The organism is Ruegeria sp. C8 (assembly GCF_056537565.1).
Genome location: NZ_JBQFRV010000009.1, coordinates 36,936 through 52,940 on the forward strand (window position 1 = coordinate 36,936; position 16,005 = coordinate 52,940).

A 16,005-nucleotide genomic window follows, 5' to 3' on the forward strand; every position below is an offset into this window, starting at 1 on the left:
GGTTATGAAAACCCAAGTCAAAGCACTGGTCGTTGGCGGCGGCGCCGTCGGAACCTCGATTGCCTATCACCTGGCCAAAGCGGGCTGGGATGATGTGATGTTGATCGAGCGGGACGAGCTGACCTCGGGCTCGACCTGGCACGCGGCTGGCCTGCTGCCGCTGTTCAACATGTCTTACGCGACAACCCACATCCACAAGTATTCGGTCGACTTCTACAAGCAGCTTGAAGAAGAGACCGGCCTCAACGCGGGCTTCGCCGTGGTCGGCAACCTGCGCATGGCGCAGACGCAAGAGCGTATGGACGAATACATGCTCTATGCGTCTACAGCTGAGACCTGCGATGTGGCTTACGAATGGCTGACACCCGAGCAGATCAAGGAACGCTGGCCGCTGATCGAAACCGGCGACCTGAAAGGTGCGATCTATCACACCGAAGATGGCTATATTAACCCTGCTGACGTGACCCAAGCGATGGCCAAAGGTGCCCGTCAGCGCGGCGTCGACATCGTTCGCAAGATGCAGGCGGATGCCTTCCACTGGAACGGCACTCATTGGGAAGTCACCTGCACCAAGATGATCGAGCAGGGCGGCAACCTTGTTCCCTCCGACGAGCAGGTGGTGATCACCGCCGAGCATGTCGTGACCGCATCGGGCAACCACGCGCAGCGCACCGCCAAGATGTTGGGCATCAAGATGCCCGCGATCCCGGTTGAGCACACGTTCATCGTCATGGACAAAGACCCTGAGCTGGTCAAATGGCGTGAAGCCGGTAACCCCGAGCACCCTGTTGTGCGTGACGCCGACAACGAGTCTTATGCACGTGAAGAACGCGGTGGCTGGATTCTGGGCATCTACGAACACGGCGCGCCAGCACGCTTTGAACATGGCGTGCCGGACAGCTTCCGGGCTGACCTGTTCCCGCTGGATATTGACCGGATCGCAGACCAGTACATGGCGATGGCTGAGCGCGTGCCCTCCTGCGCCGAATCTGGCCTGAAAGACGATTTCAACGGCCCGATCTGCTACACCCCAGACGGCAACCCGCTGGTCGGCCCCGCACCGGGGCTGCGCAATATGTGGCTGGCCGAAGGCTTCTCGTTCGGGATCACCGCCGCGGGCGGCACCGGCTATTACCTGGCGCAGATGATGGTCGATGGCGAAGCCGAGATCGATATGGCCTCGCTGGACCCCAAGCGCTACAGCAGCAACTGGATGACCACCGAATTTGCAGCGCGCAAGAACGAAGAGTGCTATGAACACGTCTACATCCTGCACCACCCGGATGAAGAGCGTGAAGCCTGCCGTCCGCTGCGGACTGTTCCGGCCTATGACCGTCAGAAAGCGCGTGGCGCGCAGTTCGGTTGGGTGAACGGTTGGGAACGTCCGAACTATTTCGGCCCTGTCGATGCGCCGGACAATTTCGACAAGGAAAGCCGTTCGTTCCGCCGTGGTGGCTGGTGGCAATATGCAGTCGAAGAAGCCAAAGCGGTCCGTGAAGGCGTTGGCCTGATCGACGCGTCGGCCTTCACCAAGCATGTCGTCAAAGGTCCCGGTGCGACCCAGTTCCTGGATTGGTTTACGTGCAACAAGCTGCCCAAGGTCGGTCGTATCAACCTGACCTACGCGCTGACCTCGCATGGCACCACCCGCACCGAGTACACCATCGTCCGCAACGGCGAGAACAACTACTACATCGTCTCTGCCGGTGCCTGGACCGAGTACGACGCCGACTATCTGCGCAAGGCGGCCGAGGACAAGATGGAGGAGTTCGGCTACATCGAAATCCAAGACGTGACCACTCAGTGGGGCGTCTTTGCCATCGCCGGACCCAAGTCGCGTGACGTTCTGAAAGAGGTCATCAAAGACGCCGATCCGGAAACCGCGCTGTCCAACAAGCGCTTCCCGTGGCTGTCGGCCCGCCAGATCGAACTGGGCATGTGCCCGGTCAACGCGATCCGCGTGGCCTATACTGGTGAGTTGGGTTGGGAATTGCACCACCCGATCGAAATGCAGAACTACCTGTTCGACCTGCTGGAAAAAGCCGGTGAGAAACACGGTATGAAGCTGGTCGGCGCCCGCGCCCAGAACTGGCTGCGTCAGGAGAAATCCTATCGCGCCTTCGGTACCGAACTGGGCCGCGACGCGACCCCGCTGGAAGCCGACCTACCGCGCTTTGTCGACCTGTCGAAAGACTTCCACGGCAAGGCCAAGCTGGAAGAGACCGGTGTGCGCTTCAAGTGCTGCACCCTACTGATCGACGGACCAGACGATTCCGACCCGTGGGGCCGCGAGGCGCTGTACACGCCGGCAGGCGCACGCGTGGGTCGTCTCACCTCGGGCGGTTACTCGGTGGCGTTCGAGAAATCCATCGGCATGGGCTATGTGACGCCTGATCTCGCGGTTGAAGGCACCAAGCTGAAGGTCAAGATTCAGGACAAGCTGTGGGATGCGGTCGTCACCTGCGACAGCCCCTACGACCCGAAGAACGAAACCATCCGCAAGGACGGCTGACATCTTGGGGAACTCCGGCGGCGCGAGTGAATGCGCCGCCTGCGGCGACACATGCCTCCGGCGGAGGTATTTTCAAACAGAAGAAGCGGGGGCTGGTGCAAGATCCAGCCCCCCTGCTTTTGGCAAGGGGGGCCTTCTCCTGTTGCGGTCATCGGCGCCTCCGCCTGTACCGCAAATCGACAGTCGCATATCAGAGTTAACGGTCGGTTACTTCTTCTGTTCAAAAATACCTCCGCCGGAGGCAAGCCTGCGCCAGCAGGCTTTGATCGACCCAATCGCTGGTCAGGTTTTCGGTCTTTGAGCAACAAACGCCAGATTGTTGGAGGGCATTTCGACCAAGTGAAGCAGTTGCAGACCGTAGCGCTGTAGGCAGGCTTTGATCTCTGTGTCGTTCTTGTACCCGATCTCTGGATCTTGTGAGACCAGAGCTTCGTGAAATTTCTCGTCACCTGGGCTGGTCAAAGCGCCGTCTCGCTTGAAGGGGCCGTAAATGATGAAGCGACCTGCCGGACTCAGAGCCTTTGAGGCCTCGCTGAGAAACGTGTCAGCTTCTGGCCAAGAGATCAGGTGCAGCAGGTTAATCAGAATGATCAGGTCCTGCTCTTGGAATGCCGCGCGCCAGCCTGCGGAGGTTACATCCAGATCGGTGGCGGGACGGATATTGGACAGGTCCGTTGCATAGGCGTCGATGCTGGCGCGGCGTTCGGGGTCGATTTCTGTGGGTTGCCAGACCAGGTTGGGCAGTGTCTGCGCAAAGGCGGCAACATGCTGGCCGGTGCCGCTGGCGATTTCCAGTGCGCGGCCCGTGGCAGGCGCCATCTTTGCCAGCAAGGCGCATAGCGCGTCCGAGTTGCGGCTGGCGGCTGGGGCGATCATACGGTCTCCATCGCCTTGCGTCGCGACGCTGGCATTCGAAGGCAGAGCGCGTTTGGTCATGATCGAAACCTTTCCACATGCAACTGATTGACGATGCCTTCAGGTAGTTCAGACGGCGCCCCCGTCACAAGACTGGCGAGATGGGACGAGGCAGCCGGCGATGTCTGGAACCCGTATCCACCCTGACCCGCGCACCAGATGAACGAGCGGTCCTGCGGGTCTGGCCCCAGCACCAACGTGCCATCCGCCACGAAGCTACGCAGACCGGCCCAGTTCGCCTCGAGCCGCGTGACAGGGGTTGTCACCATCGCCTCATACCGCGCCAGACCTTCTGCAAGAACCATATCGTCGGCATAGGCGTCATGAGGCGTTGTCGGCTCGGCTTCGGAGGGCGAGACCAGATACTTCCCCGCATCAGGCTTGGCGTACCAACCTTCCCCCGGACCCATCAGCATGGGCCAGTTGGATACGTCATGCCCTCCGGGTGCGGGAATGCGCGCGATGGAGCGGCGTTTCGGCACGATGCCAATAGGCGGCAGACCAGCCATGGCGGCGACCTCATCCACCCAAGCGCCGGCTGCGTTGACAAAGTTTCGGGCCTCGAACACGTCGCCCGCCATAACGACCCAATGGCCGGATTTGCGGATATCGGTGACGGCCTGGCGGGTCAGGACCGCGCCGCCATTGCGTCGGATCACGCGCGCGAAGTCCTGCATCAGGCGGTTGGTGTCAATGTCGAAGGCGTCGACGCTGATAGCGGCGTGGGCCAGGACGTCCGGGTTCAGGATCGGGACTTTGTCGATGGCTTGCTGCGGCGAAATGGAGCGTACGTTCAGCTCTTCGACGTCTTTGGCAAACAGGTCGGCCTGATCGTGGCCTGCAACCAGCATGAGGCCTCGGGGGGTAAGATAGCCTTCGTTCGCTGATCGCAGGTAATCGACCCCGGCCTGATTGAGCGCAACCACCGAGGGCGGGCCGTAGTTTTCCTCGAACATCGCAGCCGAGCGACCCGATGAGTGATAGCCCAGAGCGTCCTCGGCCTCGAGAACTGTGACAGAGCCATGAGCAGACAAACGCGCGCCCGCGCTGAGGCCCGCGATGCCGCCGCCGATGATTAGAAAGTCGATCATCGCAGGGTGACCGGGATGGATTGTGATGAAGCAGATGTCATAAGGGTCTTGGTGCTTGTTATAAGAATATGCTTGGATTTCGGGAGACTATAAGCAGGCTTGAATTTGGCGATCAACCCGGCCAAAGACGCATCATAGAAAAGAAGGAGATTAAGGTGACTGCAGCGGACCTCCATCCTATGGCCACGGGACATATCCCAAAATATGTCGTTGCAGCCGATGGGAGCGACTACCTCTTTTCGGCAATGGTCGTGTTTTTTGTCGTTCTGGTTGTATTGATTGGTGTCGGATATCTGACGCTGCATTCGGTGCCCGAGAAAATGGCGCATGAGAACAATCACCCTCAGTTCCAGTTGGTGGGCATTTTGGCGCTGTTGGCGCTGTTTACTCATAACGGCATTTTCTGGGTTGCCGCCGTTCTGGTTGCCGGGTTCCAATTCCCCGATTTTGCAACACCGATGCGAAACATAGCGGATGCCATTCGCTCCCTTGGACAGTCTCTTGCGCCTCAGGAACCTGCTGAACCGACCCCTCCGGCACCGCAAACCTCTACGACGTCGGAGCAGTAAGCCATGATCGAAACGATGCTCTGCGCCCTGATTACGGTGCTGCCGGATTTCCTGTTCCGACGCTTTGTCCAAGGCAAGCGGATCGGGCATGAGATCACCCTATTCACCATGTGGTACGAGCTACGCTGGGGCCTGACCACCTGTGCCATTCTGGCGCTGTCCGTGATCACCACGCTGTTCTACTTCCACCCGGCCTCCAGCACAGCGGCCTCGTATTTCCGGACGGTCACGATCCTGCCGCAACTGGGCGGGCGGGTGTCCGAGGTCTATGTCAGCAACAACGATACGGTGACCGCGGGCCAGCCGATTTTCCGGATCGAGGATTTCACCCAACAGGCGCAGGTTCAGGCCGCCCATGCACAAATCGCGCAGGTTCAGGCCTCACTAAAAGTGGCCGAGACGGATCTGGCGCAGGCGGATGCAGGGATCGCCGGTGCGCGCGCTGCTTTGGCGCAATCGGTCGAAGACCTAGAGCGTAACACCACGTTGCGCGACGAAGGCTCCAGCGCGGTGCGTCTGGCCGAAATTGAGCGGTTAGAGAATTTGGTGGCCGAGCGCGAAGCACAGGTCACCGCCGCCCAGTCGCAGCGCGCTGCCGTGGTGCAGCAGATCGAGGAGCTTATCCCAGCCCAATTGGCCAGTGCCAATGCGCAGCTGGATGCGGCCCTGACCGAGCTGGACAAGACCGTAATCAGCGCGGGCGTTACCGGTCGGATCGAACAGTTCGGCCTGCAGGTTGGAGACTATGTCAGCCCGCTTTTGCGCCCGGCGGGTATTCTGGTGCCGTCGCACTCGGGCCATGATCGTTTTCAGGCTGCGTTCAACCAGATGTCTGCTCAGGTCATCAAACCGGGCATGATTGGAGAGCTGGGCTGCATGACCAAACCCTTCACGGTGATCCCGATGGTTGTGGTCGAGGTGCAGGACGTCATCCCCTCGGGTCAGATCCGACCCACGGACGAGTTGCGGGACGTCCAGCACAACAAAGTGCCCGGCTCAATTCTGGTGTATATGGAGCCGCTGTATAAGGGCATGGCGGATGACATCCCTCCGGGCAGCAACTGTCTAGCGAATGTCTATACCGATAACCACCACAAGCTAGAGGATGAAAGCCTTGGATTCTGGAACAAGGCGTTCCTGCATGTGGTCGACACGATTGGAGTGGTTCATGCGGCCGGCCTTCGGTTACGTCTGATCCTGATGCCGGTGAACACCTTGGTGCTGACGGGGCACTGACGGTTCAGACCTTGATCTGGGCAATTTAGCCCCAACAAAAAAGGCCCGCTAAATGCGGGCCTTTGGTTTTTCGATACGCCCTGCAGCTTATTGCGGGATCTCGCCTTCCAGGCCTTCGATGTAGAAGTTCATGCCGGCCAGCGTGCCGTCATCTGCGACCTCACCTTCGGCCAGCCAGTCGCTGCCGTCCTGCTTTTTGATTGGGCCGGTGAAGGGGTGGTATTCACCCCCGGCCATGGCTGCTTTCAGCGCCAGAGCCTCTTCTTTGACATCTGCGGGAACCGCGTCCGAGATCTCGCCGATTGCAACCATGCCTTCGCGGATGCCGTCCCAAGTGTTGGCGCTTTCCCAGGTGCCATCCATGACAGCTTTGGTCCGTGCGATGTAGTAGGGTGCCCAGTCATCGATGATCGAAGATACGCGCGGGAATGGGGCGTATTCGCTCATGTCCGAGGCTTGGCCGAACGTGACAACATTGCCCGCCTCTTGCGCAGCCGCCTGAGGCGCGGTCGAGTCGGTGTGCTGCAGGATCACGTCTGCGCCCTGTTCGATCAGAACGGTCGCGGCGTCAGCCTCTTTTGCAGGGTCGAACCAAGTGTAGGCCCAGACGATCTTGAACTCGACATCCGGGTTCACCTTCTTGGCATGCAGATAGGCCGAGTTGATGCCACGGATCACCTCAGGGATCGGATAGGAACCGATATAGCCGATGATGTTCGACTTGGTCATCTTACCCGCGATGTGGCCCTGAACGGCTCGGCCTTCATAGAAACGGGCCGAGTAGACAGCGACGTTGTCGGCGGTTTTGTAGCCGGTGGCGTGTTCGAATTTCACATTCGGGAATTTCTTCGCCACGTTAATGGTCGGGTCCATGTAGCCGAACGAGGTGGTGAAGATCAGGTCAGCGCCTTCCAACGCCATTTGCGTCATGACGCGCTCGGCATCCGGGCCTTCGGGAACGGATTCGACAAAGACGGTTTCAACCTTGTCGCCGAACTCTTCCTCAACCGCCAGGCGGCCTTTGTTGTGTTCATAGGTCCAGCCGCCGTCGCCCACCGGGCCGACATAGACGAAGCCGACCTTGGTCTTGTCGTCGGCAGCCATGGCCCCCGAGGCCAGACCCAGCGCCATGGCGGCGCTTGCCAGAAGTGTCGTGAATTTCATGTGTTACTCCCCAAGTTGGTTCAGTTGGCCCCTAGTGCGAGGCGTGGAAAATCCGGCCCAGTGAGGCAGGTGCGCTGCTCTTGTCGGCCGAAAGGATCACAAGCACAAGGATCGTGATGATGTAGGGCGACATTGCCAGATACTCGACAGGAATGGCAACGCCCGCTGCCTGCAAATTAAGCTGCAACACGGTGATGCCGCCAAACAAATAGGCACCCAGCAAGGCACGCCATGGCTTCCAGCTGGCGAACACCACTAGCGCCAGAGCGATCCAGCCGACACCGGCGGTCATACCCTCGGTCCACTGCGGGACCCGGATCAGGCTGATATAGGCGCCGCCCAGCCCGGCGCATGCCCCACCGAACAGGATCGCCATGATGCGAATTTTGATGACTTTGTAGCCCAACGCATGCGCCGCATCGTGGTTTTCACCCACCGCGCGCAGGATCAGACCGACGCGCGTGTATTTCAGTGTGGCCCAGACACCCGCCGTCAAAGCGATGCCGACATAGAGGATCGGGTCATGCTGGAAGAAGATCGGCCCGATAACAGGGATATCGCTGATCAGAGGGATATGAATATCCCCCATGCTCGGCGGTTTGACCCCCACATAGCTTTGGCCCAAAAGGGCACTGAACCCAAGGCCGAAGAGCGTTAGTGCAAGGCCACTGGCCACCTGGTTGGCCAAGGCAACCTGCGTCAGCAGTACGAACAGCAGAGACAGTACAGCCCCACCGATCGCTGACGCGATAAAGCCAAGCCAAGGCGAGCCGGTCTCGACTGAGATCGCAAAGCCGCTGATTGCGCCCACGATCATCATGCCCTCAACGCCGAGGTTCAGAACGCCTGCTTTCTCGACAACAAGCTCTCCGATCGCGGCCAGCAGCAAGGGGGTCGCGGCAACCATGAGCGAGGCGACCAGAAGGACGGGATTGATTTCACCAAGATCCATTACGCTACCTCGCTACGGGCCGCACGGATGCGGTAGTTTGTCAGAAGATCGAATGCCAGCAGGAAGAACAGGAGCATCCCCTGGAACACCTGAATGGCAGCGGCAGGCAGGCCGAGCTGAGACTGCGCGATTTCACCGCCGATATAGGTCAGCGCCATCAAGCCACCGGCCAGCAGGATACCCACCGGGTGCAGGCGGCCAAGGAAGGCCACAATGATCGCGGTGAAGCCATAGCCCACGTTAAAGTCGATGCTGACCACGCCCGAGGGGCCCGAGACTTCGAACATCCCCGCCAGACCGGCCAGAGCGCCGGACAGGCCCAGACAAAACAGGATCAGGCGGGCAGGGTTCACACCGGCAAACTTTGCAGCACGCGGAGCTTCACCGGTCAAACGGATGTGAAAGCCCAGCATGTGCCGGTTCAAAAGAACATAGGAAAAGATCACCGCAATGAGGGCCGTCACGACACCCCAGTGCATCCCCGATCCGGCTATCAGTTCGGCATTATGCGCGCTGTCATAGGATTGCAGGTTACGCGAACCGGGAAAGCCAAACCCCTCGGGGTTCTTGAGCAAGCCCAAAGACACCGAGGCCAGCATCTGCTCGGCCACATAAACCAGCATCAGCGAGACAAGGATTTCGTTTGTGCCAAAACGAACCTTCAGAAAGGCCGGGATCATCGCCCAAAGCCAGCCGCCAAAGGCCCCTGCGATCACCATGATCGGAAAGATGTAAAAGGCGTCCAGAGGATAAAAGGCCAGCCCGGCCCCGGCCCCGAAGATGGCACCCATGATGTACTGCCCTTCGGCCCCGATATTCCAGATGCCGGCGCGGAAACCCAACGCCAGGCCGATCGCAATCAGCACCAATGGCGCGCCTTTCACCAGCAGTTGCGGGCGGTAGTAAAATGCGAACTCGCCGAACAAGGGCTCCCAAAAGATGGTGCCGATGGCCTCAATCGGGTTTTTGCCCAGAATGGCGAACAAGATGCCGCCGAAGACCATCGTGGCAATCACCGCCACCACGGGGGTCGCATAGGACCACGCTTTCGACGGTTGCGGCCGTTTCTCCAACACAATCATGTACTTATTCCCCGCCCGTCTTCGTCTTTTTCCAATACTCTCGCCGTAGGCGACGCGATAGATCACACATGCGCCACCTCCATGCCATGGGCACCGCCCATCATCAGGCCGATCTCATCAACGGTCAGGCCTGTTGTCTCCCGAGGCGCGCTCAACCGCCCTTCGTTCAGGGCCGCAAAACTGTCTGAGATCTCCATCAACTCGTCCAAGTCCTGACTGATGCAGATCACCGCCGTTCCCTTGGCCGCCAGATCCAGAATGGCCTGCCGGATCGACGCAGCCGCCGCCGCATCCACACCCCATGTCGGTTGGTTCACCACCAGCACCTCAGGGTTCTGCAAGACTTCCCGACCAATCACGAATTTCTGCAGGTTCCCGCCTGACAGCGACCGTGCCGCGTTTTCAGGGCCGGGCGTTCTGACGTCAAACGCGCTGATGATCTTTTCAGCGAAGCTTTTGGTTTCGGACCATTTGAGGAACCCTTTGTTCTCCAAACCTTCGCGCACCGACCCGGTCAGCAGAGCATTCTCGGTCAAGCTCATATCCGGCGCAGCGGCATGGCCCAAACGCTCCTCAGGCGCGGTCAGCACACCCAGTTTCCGGCGGGCGGTCGGGCCGAGTTTGCCGATCTGCTGACCATTGAATTTGATCGCATCGGCAGGGGTTTGAATCTCACCGGACAGCACGCCCAGCAACTCATCCTGACCGTTGCCAGCGACACCGCCGATGCCAAGAACCTCACCCTTGCGGACCGTCATATGGACGTTCTTCAGCGCCGTTCCAAACTCCGAAGGTGATGGCACCGACAGACCGCTGACATCCAACGCAACCTCGCCGAACTCACGACCTGAGCGTTCCGGCGTTTGCAACGTTGATCCCACCATCATTTCGGCCATATCGCGTGCGGACGTCTCGGCCGGAATGCACTCGCCGACATTCTTGCCCAGGCGCAGGATCGTGGCGTGGTCACACAGCGTGCGAATTTCTTCGAGTTTATGCGAGATATAGAGGATCGAGGTGCCCTCAGACCGCAATTTGTTCAGCGTCTCGAACAGGATTTCGACCTCTTGCGGGGTCAGCACGCTGGTTGGTTCGTCCATGATCAGCAGCTTGGGGTCTTGCAGTAGGCAGCGGATGATCTCGACGCGCTGACGCTCTCCCGCAGACAGATCGCCGACCGTGCGGTACGGGTCCAAAGGCAAGCCGTAGGTCTCGGACACTTCGCGAATCCGCGAGGCCAGATCGCCCATCGGCGGTGGGTTTTCCATCCCCAACGCAATATTCTCAGCCACGTTCAGCGCGTCGAACAGTGAGAAGTGCTGGAACACCATCGCAATCCCATCCGCCCGAGCCGCGCGGGGTTCCGCTGGGGCAAAGGGTTGGTCGCGCAACATCATGGTGCCGCTGTCCGGCTTCACCAGCCCATAGATCATCTTGACCAGCGTGGATTTCCCTGCGCCGTTTTCGCCCAACAGCGCATGTACTTCGCCTTCGCCGATGTCGAACGACACCTGATCATTGGCCACGACGCCGGGATAGGCCTTGGTCAGCCCTTGCAGGCTTAAGAGTGGAGTGGTCACGCGCTCAGGTCCTTCTTCAACTCAGTCTGTTGGGCCGGACGCAGAAGCTGCGCGGCGACGCCAACGGCGATCATTTGCGGGTGTTTGCCCAGAGCGGGATCGCCGATTGGGCAGGTGATCCGGCTGATCTGTTCAGGCGCATGCCCCAGAGCTGCCAGCCGCGACCGGAATCGCGCCCATTTCGTAGCCGAGCCGATCAGCCCCGCAAAGCGGAAATCATGCGAAAGCAGCTGGTTGCATAGTTCCAAGTCCAGATTGTGTGAATAAGTCAGCACAAGATGCTCGGCATTGGGCGGTGCATGGCGAACCAGCTTGGCTGGTTTGGTCGCTGGAACTGTGGTGACACCTGCTGGGACCGAGGCCGGGAAGCGTTCAGGCCCGGTGTCGACCCAGGTGATCGCGATGTCGGGCAGGGGAGACAGCACGTCCACCAGTGCTCGACCTACATGTCCCGCACCCCAGATCCACAGGTTTCGGGTTGGCTTGTGAACCGGCTCAACCATCCAGCCGTCGATCAGCTGCGGTTCGGGGGCGATCCCCTGACCGCGCGCAGTTGTCAGCAACCGTTTCACGGAGAGAGGCATTTCGCCTGCAGAAGCGGACCGCGCTATGACCGTGTCGTCGAGTGCTTCAACCGCCTTTTGATCAAAGACCTCGCTGAACAGTGAAACTGCACCGCCGCAGCATTGGCCCAACTCGGGGCCAAGCGCGTGATGGGTCAGGCGGGTGGGGGCGGATTGGGACCGCGCGGCTTCGGCGGCCTGAAACTCCAACGTGCCACCGCCGATCGTTCCGCTTTGCCCGTTTTTCCAGACCAACATCGCGGCACCAACCTCACGTGGGGACGAGCCCTTGATTGCGGCGATGACCACGCGAGTCACCTGTTCGTGGGATTTGACCGCCTCCCTCAAAGCATCCAGGTCGAAGCCCATCAGATGCCTCCTTTCATCCGCTGGACGCCGCGCCAGACTTCTTCGGCCGTAGCGGGTGCATCCAGCGCCGGATAGCTTTCACCACAGGCTGCGACCGCGTTCGATAGGGCCAACCACGCCGATATACCCAGCATGAAGGGCGGCTCACCCACCGCTTTCGAGCGATAGATCGTATCCTCGCGGTTCTCGCCATCCCAAAGTGATACGTTGAAGATGTCGGGCCGGTCCGAGCAGGCAGGGATCTTGTAGGTCGAGGGCGCGTGTGTCCGCAAATTGCCCTTACCATCCCAGACCAGCTCCTCGGTCGTCAGCCAGCCTGCGCCTTGAACGTAGCCGCCTTCGACCTGTCCGATATCGAGCGCCGGGTTCAGCGAGGCCCCTGCGTCATGCAGGATATCGGTGCGCAGTATGCGGTTCTCGCCGGTCAGCGTGTCCACGGCCACCTCGGTCACCGAGGCCCCATAGGCGAAGTAAAAGAACGGACGCCCCCGGCCTGCGATCCGGTCCCATTCGATCTTGGGCGTTTTGTAGAAACCCGTTGCCGACAGGCTTATGCGGCCCTGATAGGCCAGTGCTGCGGCTTCGGCGAAGGTGTAACGTTCTTCGCCGATCGACACATACCCATCCGCGAAGGTGACTGCCGAGGGGTCGGCCTGATGACGCTCGGCCAGATAGTCGGCCATGCGGTCGCGGATCGTGTCGCAGGCGGCTTTGACCGCCATGCCGTTCAGGTCGCTGCCCGAAGACGCCGCCGTGGCCGAGGTGTTGGGCACTTTGGCCGTATCAGTCGCGGTGATCTTGACCATCTCCAGCGGAATGCCAAAGCGCGACGCAGCGACCTGTGCGACTTTCTGGAACAGGCCCTGTCCCATCTCGGTGCCGCCATGGTTCAGATGGACCGAGCCGTCCTGATACACATGCACCAACGCACCTGCTTGATTGAGGTGGGTCAGCGTGAATGAAATCCCGAACTTGACCGGAGAGAAGGCGATACCCTTCTTGATCACGCTATTCTCTGCATTCCACTTTTCGACAGCCGCTTTACGCGCGGCATAGTCGCTGGATTTTAGCAGAGCTTCGGTGATGCCATGCAGTTCGAAATCGCTTACCTCCATACCGTAGGGCGTGGTGTTTCCGCCTGCAGGCAGAGGGCGCATGGGCGCATCGCCCATCTCAACTGCGCCCCGGCTTGTCAGGTCTTCATGCGGGTCAGGGTGCCCCAATGGTTTTTCCGCCGGTGCCGCCTCAGCAACCTTGTGGGCGGGTTCGTAGTAGTTACGGCGGCGCAGTTCGACCGGGTCCAGACCCAGCGCATGCGCGGCGTGGTCCATCACGCGTTCGACCCCGACCATACCCTGAGGGCCCCCGAACCCGCGATAGGCGGTAGCGGATTGGGTGTTGGTCTTCAGCCGGTGGCTTTCGATCCGCGCATTGGGCAGCAGGTAGGCGTTGTCCGAATGCAGCATCGCACGGTCGGCGACGGGCAGAGACAGGTCCTGCGCCCAGCCGCAAATCGCGTGGTGCAGGAACGAGACGCCCTGAATGTGGCCGTTTTCATCGAACCCGGCCTTGTAGGAAATGCGGAACGCGTGGCGTTTGCCGGTGATGATCATGTCATCATCGCGGTCATAGCGCATCCTGCAGGCCTTGCCGGTTACGCGCGCGGCGATAGCACAAGCCACGGCCAAAGCGTTGCCCTGACTTTCCTTGCCACCGAACCCGCCGCCCATCCGACGAGTCTCAACCCGAACCGCGTGCATGGGAACGCCCAGTGCATCGGCCACCTTGTGCTGGATCTCAGTCGGGTGCTGAGTTGAACTGTGGACCAGCATATCCGCGCCTTCATTCGGCACGGCCAAGGCCGCCTGACCTTCAAGGTAGAAATGCTCTTGCCCGCCAAGCTCGAAGCTTCCTTCAATGATATGGCGCGCGCTAGCGATTGCGGCGTCTGCGTCGCCCTTGGCGTAGATGCGGGGGCCATCCTCGAACCGGCTGTCGGCGGCCAGAGCGTCTTCGATGGTCAGGATCGGGGTGTCTTCGACATAGTCGATTTTGCCCCACCGCGCGGCCTTGCGAGCGGCGAGATGGCTGGTGGCGACGACCAGAAACACCGGCTGACCGATATAGTGCACCGTACCATCCGACAGCAGCGGTTCATCATGTATCGAAGGAGAGACATCGTTGGCAAAAGGCAGATCCTCGGCCGTCATCACCTGCACCACGCCATCCGCAGCTTTCACTGCCGACAGGTCCATCGCACTGATTGTACCTTTGGCAATCGGGCTCAGACCAAAGGCCAGATGCAGGGTGCCCTTTGGCGTCGGGATGTCATCCACATAACGTGCGGCACCGGCCACATGCAGCGGGGCCGCGTCGTGGGGGAGGGGTTTGGTCACGCTCATGCCGTCACCTTCAGCACGTCTGTCACTTCGCCCTGATCTTCCAGGAAATACCGTTCCAGCATCGCTTTGGCGGTCTCCAACCGATAAGTTGCCGAGGCGCGCATGTCCGTGAGTGGTGAATAATCCTCGGCAAAGCTGGGCAGCGCGGCGTCGATCACCTCGCGCGTCCAGGGTTTGCCGATCAGTGCGGCCTCGACATGGGTTGCCCGTTTCGGAGTGCCCGCCATACCACCAAACGCAATGCGCGCTGCGGTGACGGTGCCGTCCGACACGGTGATATTGAAACACCCGCACACGGCCGAGATATCCTGATCGAACCGTTTGCTGAGTTTGTAAGCCTTCAGTCGATCCGCCTGACGCGGGAAACTGACGGCCTCGACAAACTCGCCGGGCGCGCGGTCTTGTTTGCCGTAGTCGATGAAGAACTCTTCCAAAGGAAGGGACCTGCGGGCGTCGCCTTTGCGAAGGTGTAGAGTTGCACCCAAAGCGATCAGCGCAGGCGGGTTGTCCCCGATGGGCGAGCCGTTGGCGATGTTGCCTCCGACGGTGGCTGCATGGCGCACTTGGACACTGGCATAGCGACGGATCATTTCGGCGTAGGAGGGGTGGAGATCAGCAATAGCCTCGCCCATCCGGTTCATGTCGACCATTGCCCCGAAGCGGATTTCGTCGTCGGTGATTGTGATCTGTTTGAGGTCTTCGCAGCCGTTGAGGAAGATCACCGGGTCAAGCTCACGCAGTTGCTTGGTGACCCAAAGGCCGACATCGGTTGCACCGGCGATGAGTGTCGCGTTGGGGTGCCGTGCATAGACTTCCGCCAATTCGTCGGATGACGTGGGGAGGAAGGGGGGCTCTGCCCCCTGGCCTGTGGCCTCCCCCCGAGGTATTTTTGAACAAGAGAAGGAATGGTCGTCGGTGATCCATTGCGGGACGGGCTGCGCTTCGGCGGCTTTCGCGGCGCGGATGATCGGGGCGTAGCCGGTGCAGCGGCACAGGTTGCCGGCCAGTTGGGTGTCGTGGTCGGTTGCACCATTTGCGTGACCGGCAACCATCGACATCACAAAGCCGGGGGTGCAGAAGCCGCATTGTGAGCCGTGCAGGTCAACCATTGCGCTCTGGACCGGATGAGGTTCATCGTTTGGGCCGCTTGCGCCCTCGACGGTGCGGACGGCTTTGCCGTGCAGTTGGGGCAAGAACAGGATGCATGCGTTCAGGGCCTTGGCGCTGCCCTCTTCGGTGACCATCACGGTGCAGGCGCCGCAATCGCCTTCGTTGCAGCCTTCTTTGGTGCCGGTCAGGCCGCGATCTTCGCGCAGCCAGTCCAGCAGGGTGACCGTCGGACTAACATCCGACAGCTGCACTGTCTCTCCGTTCAGAAGAAACGTGATGTCCATTCGTGAAACCCGTCGCCTTACCCGGTTGCGCCCGTTGGGCCCTCCTTCGATGCGACGTAGAAAGAGTGGCGGGCGAAGTGCTTGCCGTCAGATGTTAGAAACAGCGCACCTTATCTGGCAAGAAAAACTGCCTATATGATGCACCATTGGACCGGAACGACCTGTGAATATTGCAG

The 16,005-nt window shown here is 60.2% G+C and carries 12 protein-coding genes; 3 read left to right on the plus strand and 9 right to left on the minus strand.

The genetic code is table 11. The features are described from left to right. Window positions 1-4 precede the first annotated feature (4 nt). Window positions 5-2,512 (plus strand): GcvT family protein, encoded by a 2,508-nt coding sequence (locus ACR0KL_RS13080; protein WP_170680270.1) that lies wholly within the window; start codon window positions 5-7, stop codon window positions 2,510-2,512. 282 nt (window positions 2,513-2,794) lie between these two features. Here ACR0KL_RS13080 and ACR0KL_RS13085 read toward each other — a convergent pair whose 3' ends face one another. Together ACR0KL_RS13085 and ACR0KL_RS13090 are read right to left on the minus strand one after the other, a co-directional pair. Further along, the gene (locus tag ACR0KL_RS13085) at window positions 2,795-3,448 is read right to left on the minus strand and encodes a DUF938 domain-containing protein (protein WP_480777127.1); all 654 of its coding nucleotides are present in this window, start codon (window positions 3,446-3,448) and stop codon (window positions 2,795-2,797) included. Continuing rightward, window positions 3,445-4,518, minus strand: a complete 1,074-nt coding sequence (locus ACR0KL_RS13090; RefSeq protein ID WP_480777128.1) for an NAD(P)/FAD-dependent oxidoreductase — start codon at window positions 4,516-4,518, stop codon at window positions 3,445-3,447. Before ACR0KL_RS13090 ends, ACR0KL_RS13085 begins: the two co-directional genes overlap by 4 nt. A 155-nt stretch (window positions 4,519-4,673) precedes the next feature. Between ACR0KL_RS13090 and ACR0KL_RS13095 the strand changes: the two genes are divergently transcribed. Beyond that, window positions 4,674-5,087 (plus strand): hypothetical protein, encoded by a 414-nt coding sequence (locus tag ACR0KL_RS13095; RefSeq protein WP_480777129.1) that lies wholly within the window; start codon window positions 4,674-4,676, stop codon window positions 5,085-5,087. 3 nt (window positions 5,088-5,090) lie between these two features. Beyond that, window positions 5,091-6,323 carry an HlyD family secretion protein gene (locus tag ACR0KL_RS13100; RefSeq protein WP_170374469.1) on the plus strand — a complete coding sequence of 411 codons (1,233 nt, stop codon included), beginning with the start codon at window positions 5,091-5,093 and terminating at the stop codon, window positions 6,321-6,323. A gap of 87 nt (window positions 6,324-6,410) precedes the next feature. On the opposite strand, the gene ACR0KL_RS13105 is transcribed toward ACR0KL_RS13100, so the two are convergent. The 7 genes from ACR0KL_RS13105 to xdhA all read right to left on the minus strand — a co-directional run bounded on the left by ACR0KL_RS13105 (window position 6,411) and on the right by xdhA (window position 15,829). Then, window positions 6,411-7,487, minus strand: a complete 1,077-nt coding sequence (locus ACR0KL_RS13105; RefSeq protein ID WP_170722408.1) for a BMP family ABC transporter substrate-binding protein — start codon at window positions 7,485-7,487, stop codon at window positions 6,411-6,413. Window positions 7,488-7,518: 31 nt separating this feature from the next. Beyond that, entirely contained in the window at window positions 7,519-8,439 is a 921-nt protein-coding gene (locus ACR0KL_RS13110) for an ABC transporter permease (RefSeq protein WP_170374475.1), read from the minus strand. Continuing rightward, window positions 8,439-9,521, minus strand: coding sequence for an ABC transporter permease (locus tag ACR0KL_RS13115; protein WP_170374478.1), 1,083 nt, complete (start codon window positions 9,519-9,521; stop codon window positions 8,439-8,441). Before ACR0KL_RS13115 ends, ACR0KL_RS13110 begins: the two co-directional genes overlap by 1 nt. A gap of 62 nt (window positions 9,522-9,583) precedes the next feature. Beyond that, window positions 9,584-11,101 carry an ABC transporter ATP-binding protein gene (locus ACR0KL_RS13120; protein WP_170680276.1) on the minus strand — a complete coding sequence of 506 codons (1,518 nt, stop codon included), beginning with the start codon at window positions 11,099-11,101 and terminating at the stop codon, window positions 9,584-9,586. After that, the gene (xdhC, locus tag ACR0KL_RS13125) at window positions 11,098-12,033 is read right to left on the minus strand and encodes a xanthine dehydrogenase accessory protein XdhC (protein WP_170680278.1); all 936 of its coding nucleotides are present in this window, start codon (window positions 12,031-12,033) and stop codon (window positions 11,098-11,100) included. The genes ACR0KL_RS13120 and xdhC overlap by 4 nt, the downstream gene beginning before the upstream one ends. Beyond that, window positions 12,033-14,435: a xanthine dehydrogenase molybdopterin binding subunit gene (xdhB, locus tag ACR0KL_RS13130; RefSeq protein ID WP_170680280.1), complete on the minus strand. Its 2,403-nt coding sequence runs from the start codon at window positions 14,433-14,435 to the stop codon at window positions 12,033-12,035. The genes xdhC and xdhB overlap by 1 nt, the downstream gene beginning before the upstream one ends. Further along, entirely contained in the window at window positions 14,432-15,829 is a 1,398-nt protein-coding gene (gene xdhA / locus ACR0KL_RS13135; RefSeq protein ID WP_170680282.1) for a xanthine dehydrogenase small subunit, read from the minus strand. Before xdhA ends, xdhB begins: the two co-directional genes overlap by 4 nt. Window positions 15,830-16,005 lie beyond the last annotated feature (176 nt).

Bases quoted from the DNA above. Each gene is read 5' to 3' on its own strand.
- ACR0KL_RS13105 (WP_170722408.1), bottom strand. From the start codon at position 7,487: ATGAAATTCACGACACTTCTGGCAAGCGCCGCCATGGCGCTGGGTCTG.
- ACR0KL_RS13090 (WP_480777128.1), bottom strand. From the start codon at position 4,518: ATGATCGACTTTCTAATCATCGGCGGCGGCATCGCGGGCCTCAGCGCG.
- xdhC (WP_170680278.1), bottom strand. From the start codon at position 12,033: ATGGGCTTCGACCTGGATGCTTTGAGGGAGGCGGTCAAATCCCACGAA.
- ACR0KL_RS13115 (WP_170374478.1), bottom strand. From the start codon at position 9,521: ATGATTGTGTTGGAGAAACGGCCGCAACCGTCGAAAGCGTGGTCCTAT.
- ACR0KL_RS13085 (WP_480777127.1), bottom strand. From the start codon at position 3,448: ATGACCAAACGCGCTCTGCCTTCGAATGCCAGCGTCGCGACGCAAGGC.
- ACR0KL_RS13100 (WP_170374469.1), top strand. From the start codon at position 5,091: ATGATCGAAACGATGCTCTGCGCCCTGATTACGGTGCTGCCGGATTTC.
- ACR0KL_RS13080 (WP_170680270.1), top strand. From the start codon at position 5: ATGAAAACCCAAGTCAAAGCACTGGTCGTTGGCGGCGGCGCCGTCGGA.
- xdhB (WP_170680280.1), bottom strand. From the start codon at position 14,435: ATGAGCGTGACCAAACCCCTCCCCCACGACGCGGCCCCGCTGCATGTG.
- xdhA (WP_170680282.1), bottom strand. From the start codon at position 15,829: ATGGACATCACGTTTCTTCTGAACGGAGAGACAGTGCAGCTGTCGGAT.
- ACR0KL_RS13110 (WP_170374475.1), bottom strand. From the start codon at position 8,439: ATGGATCTTGGTGAAATCAATCCCGTCCTTCTGGTCGCCTCGCTCATG.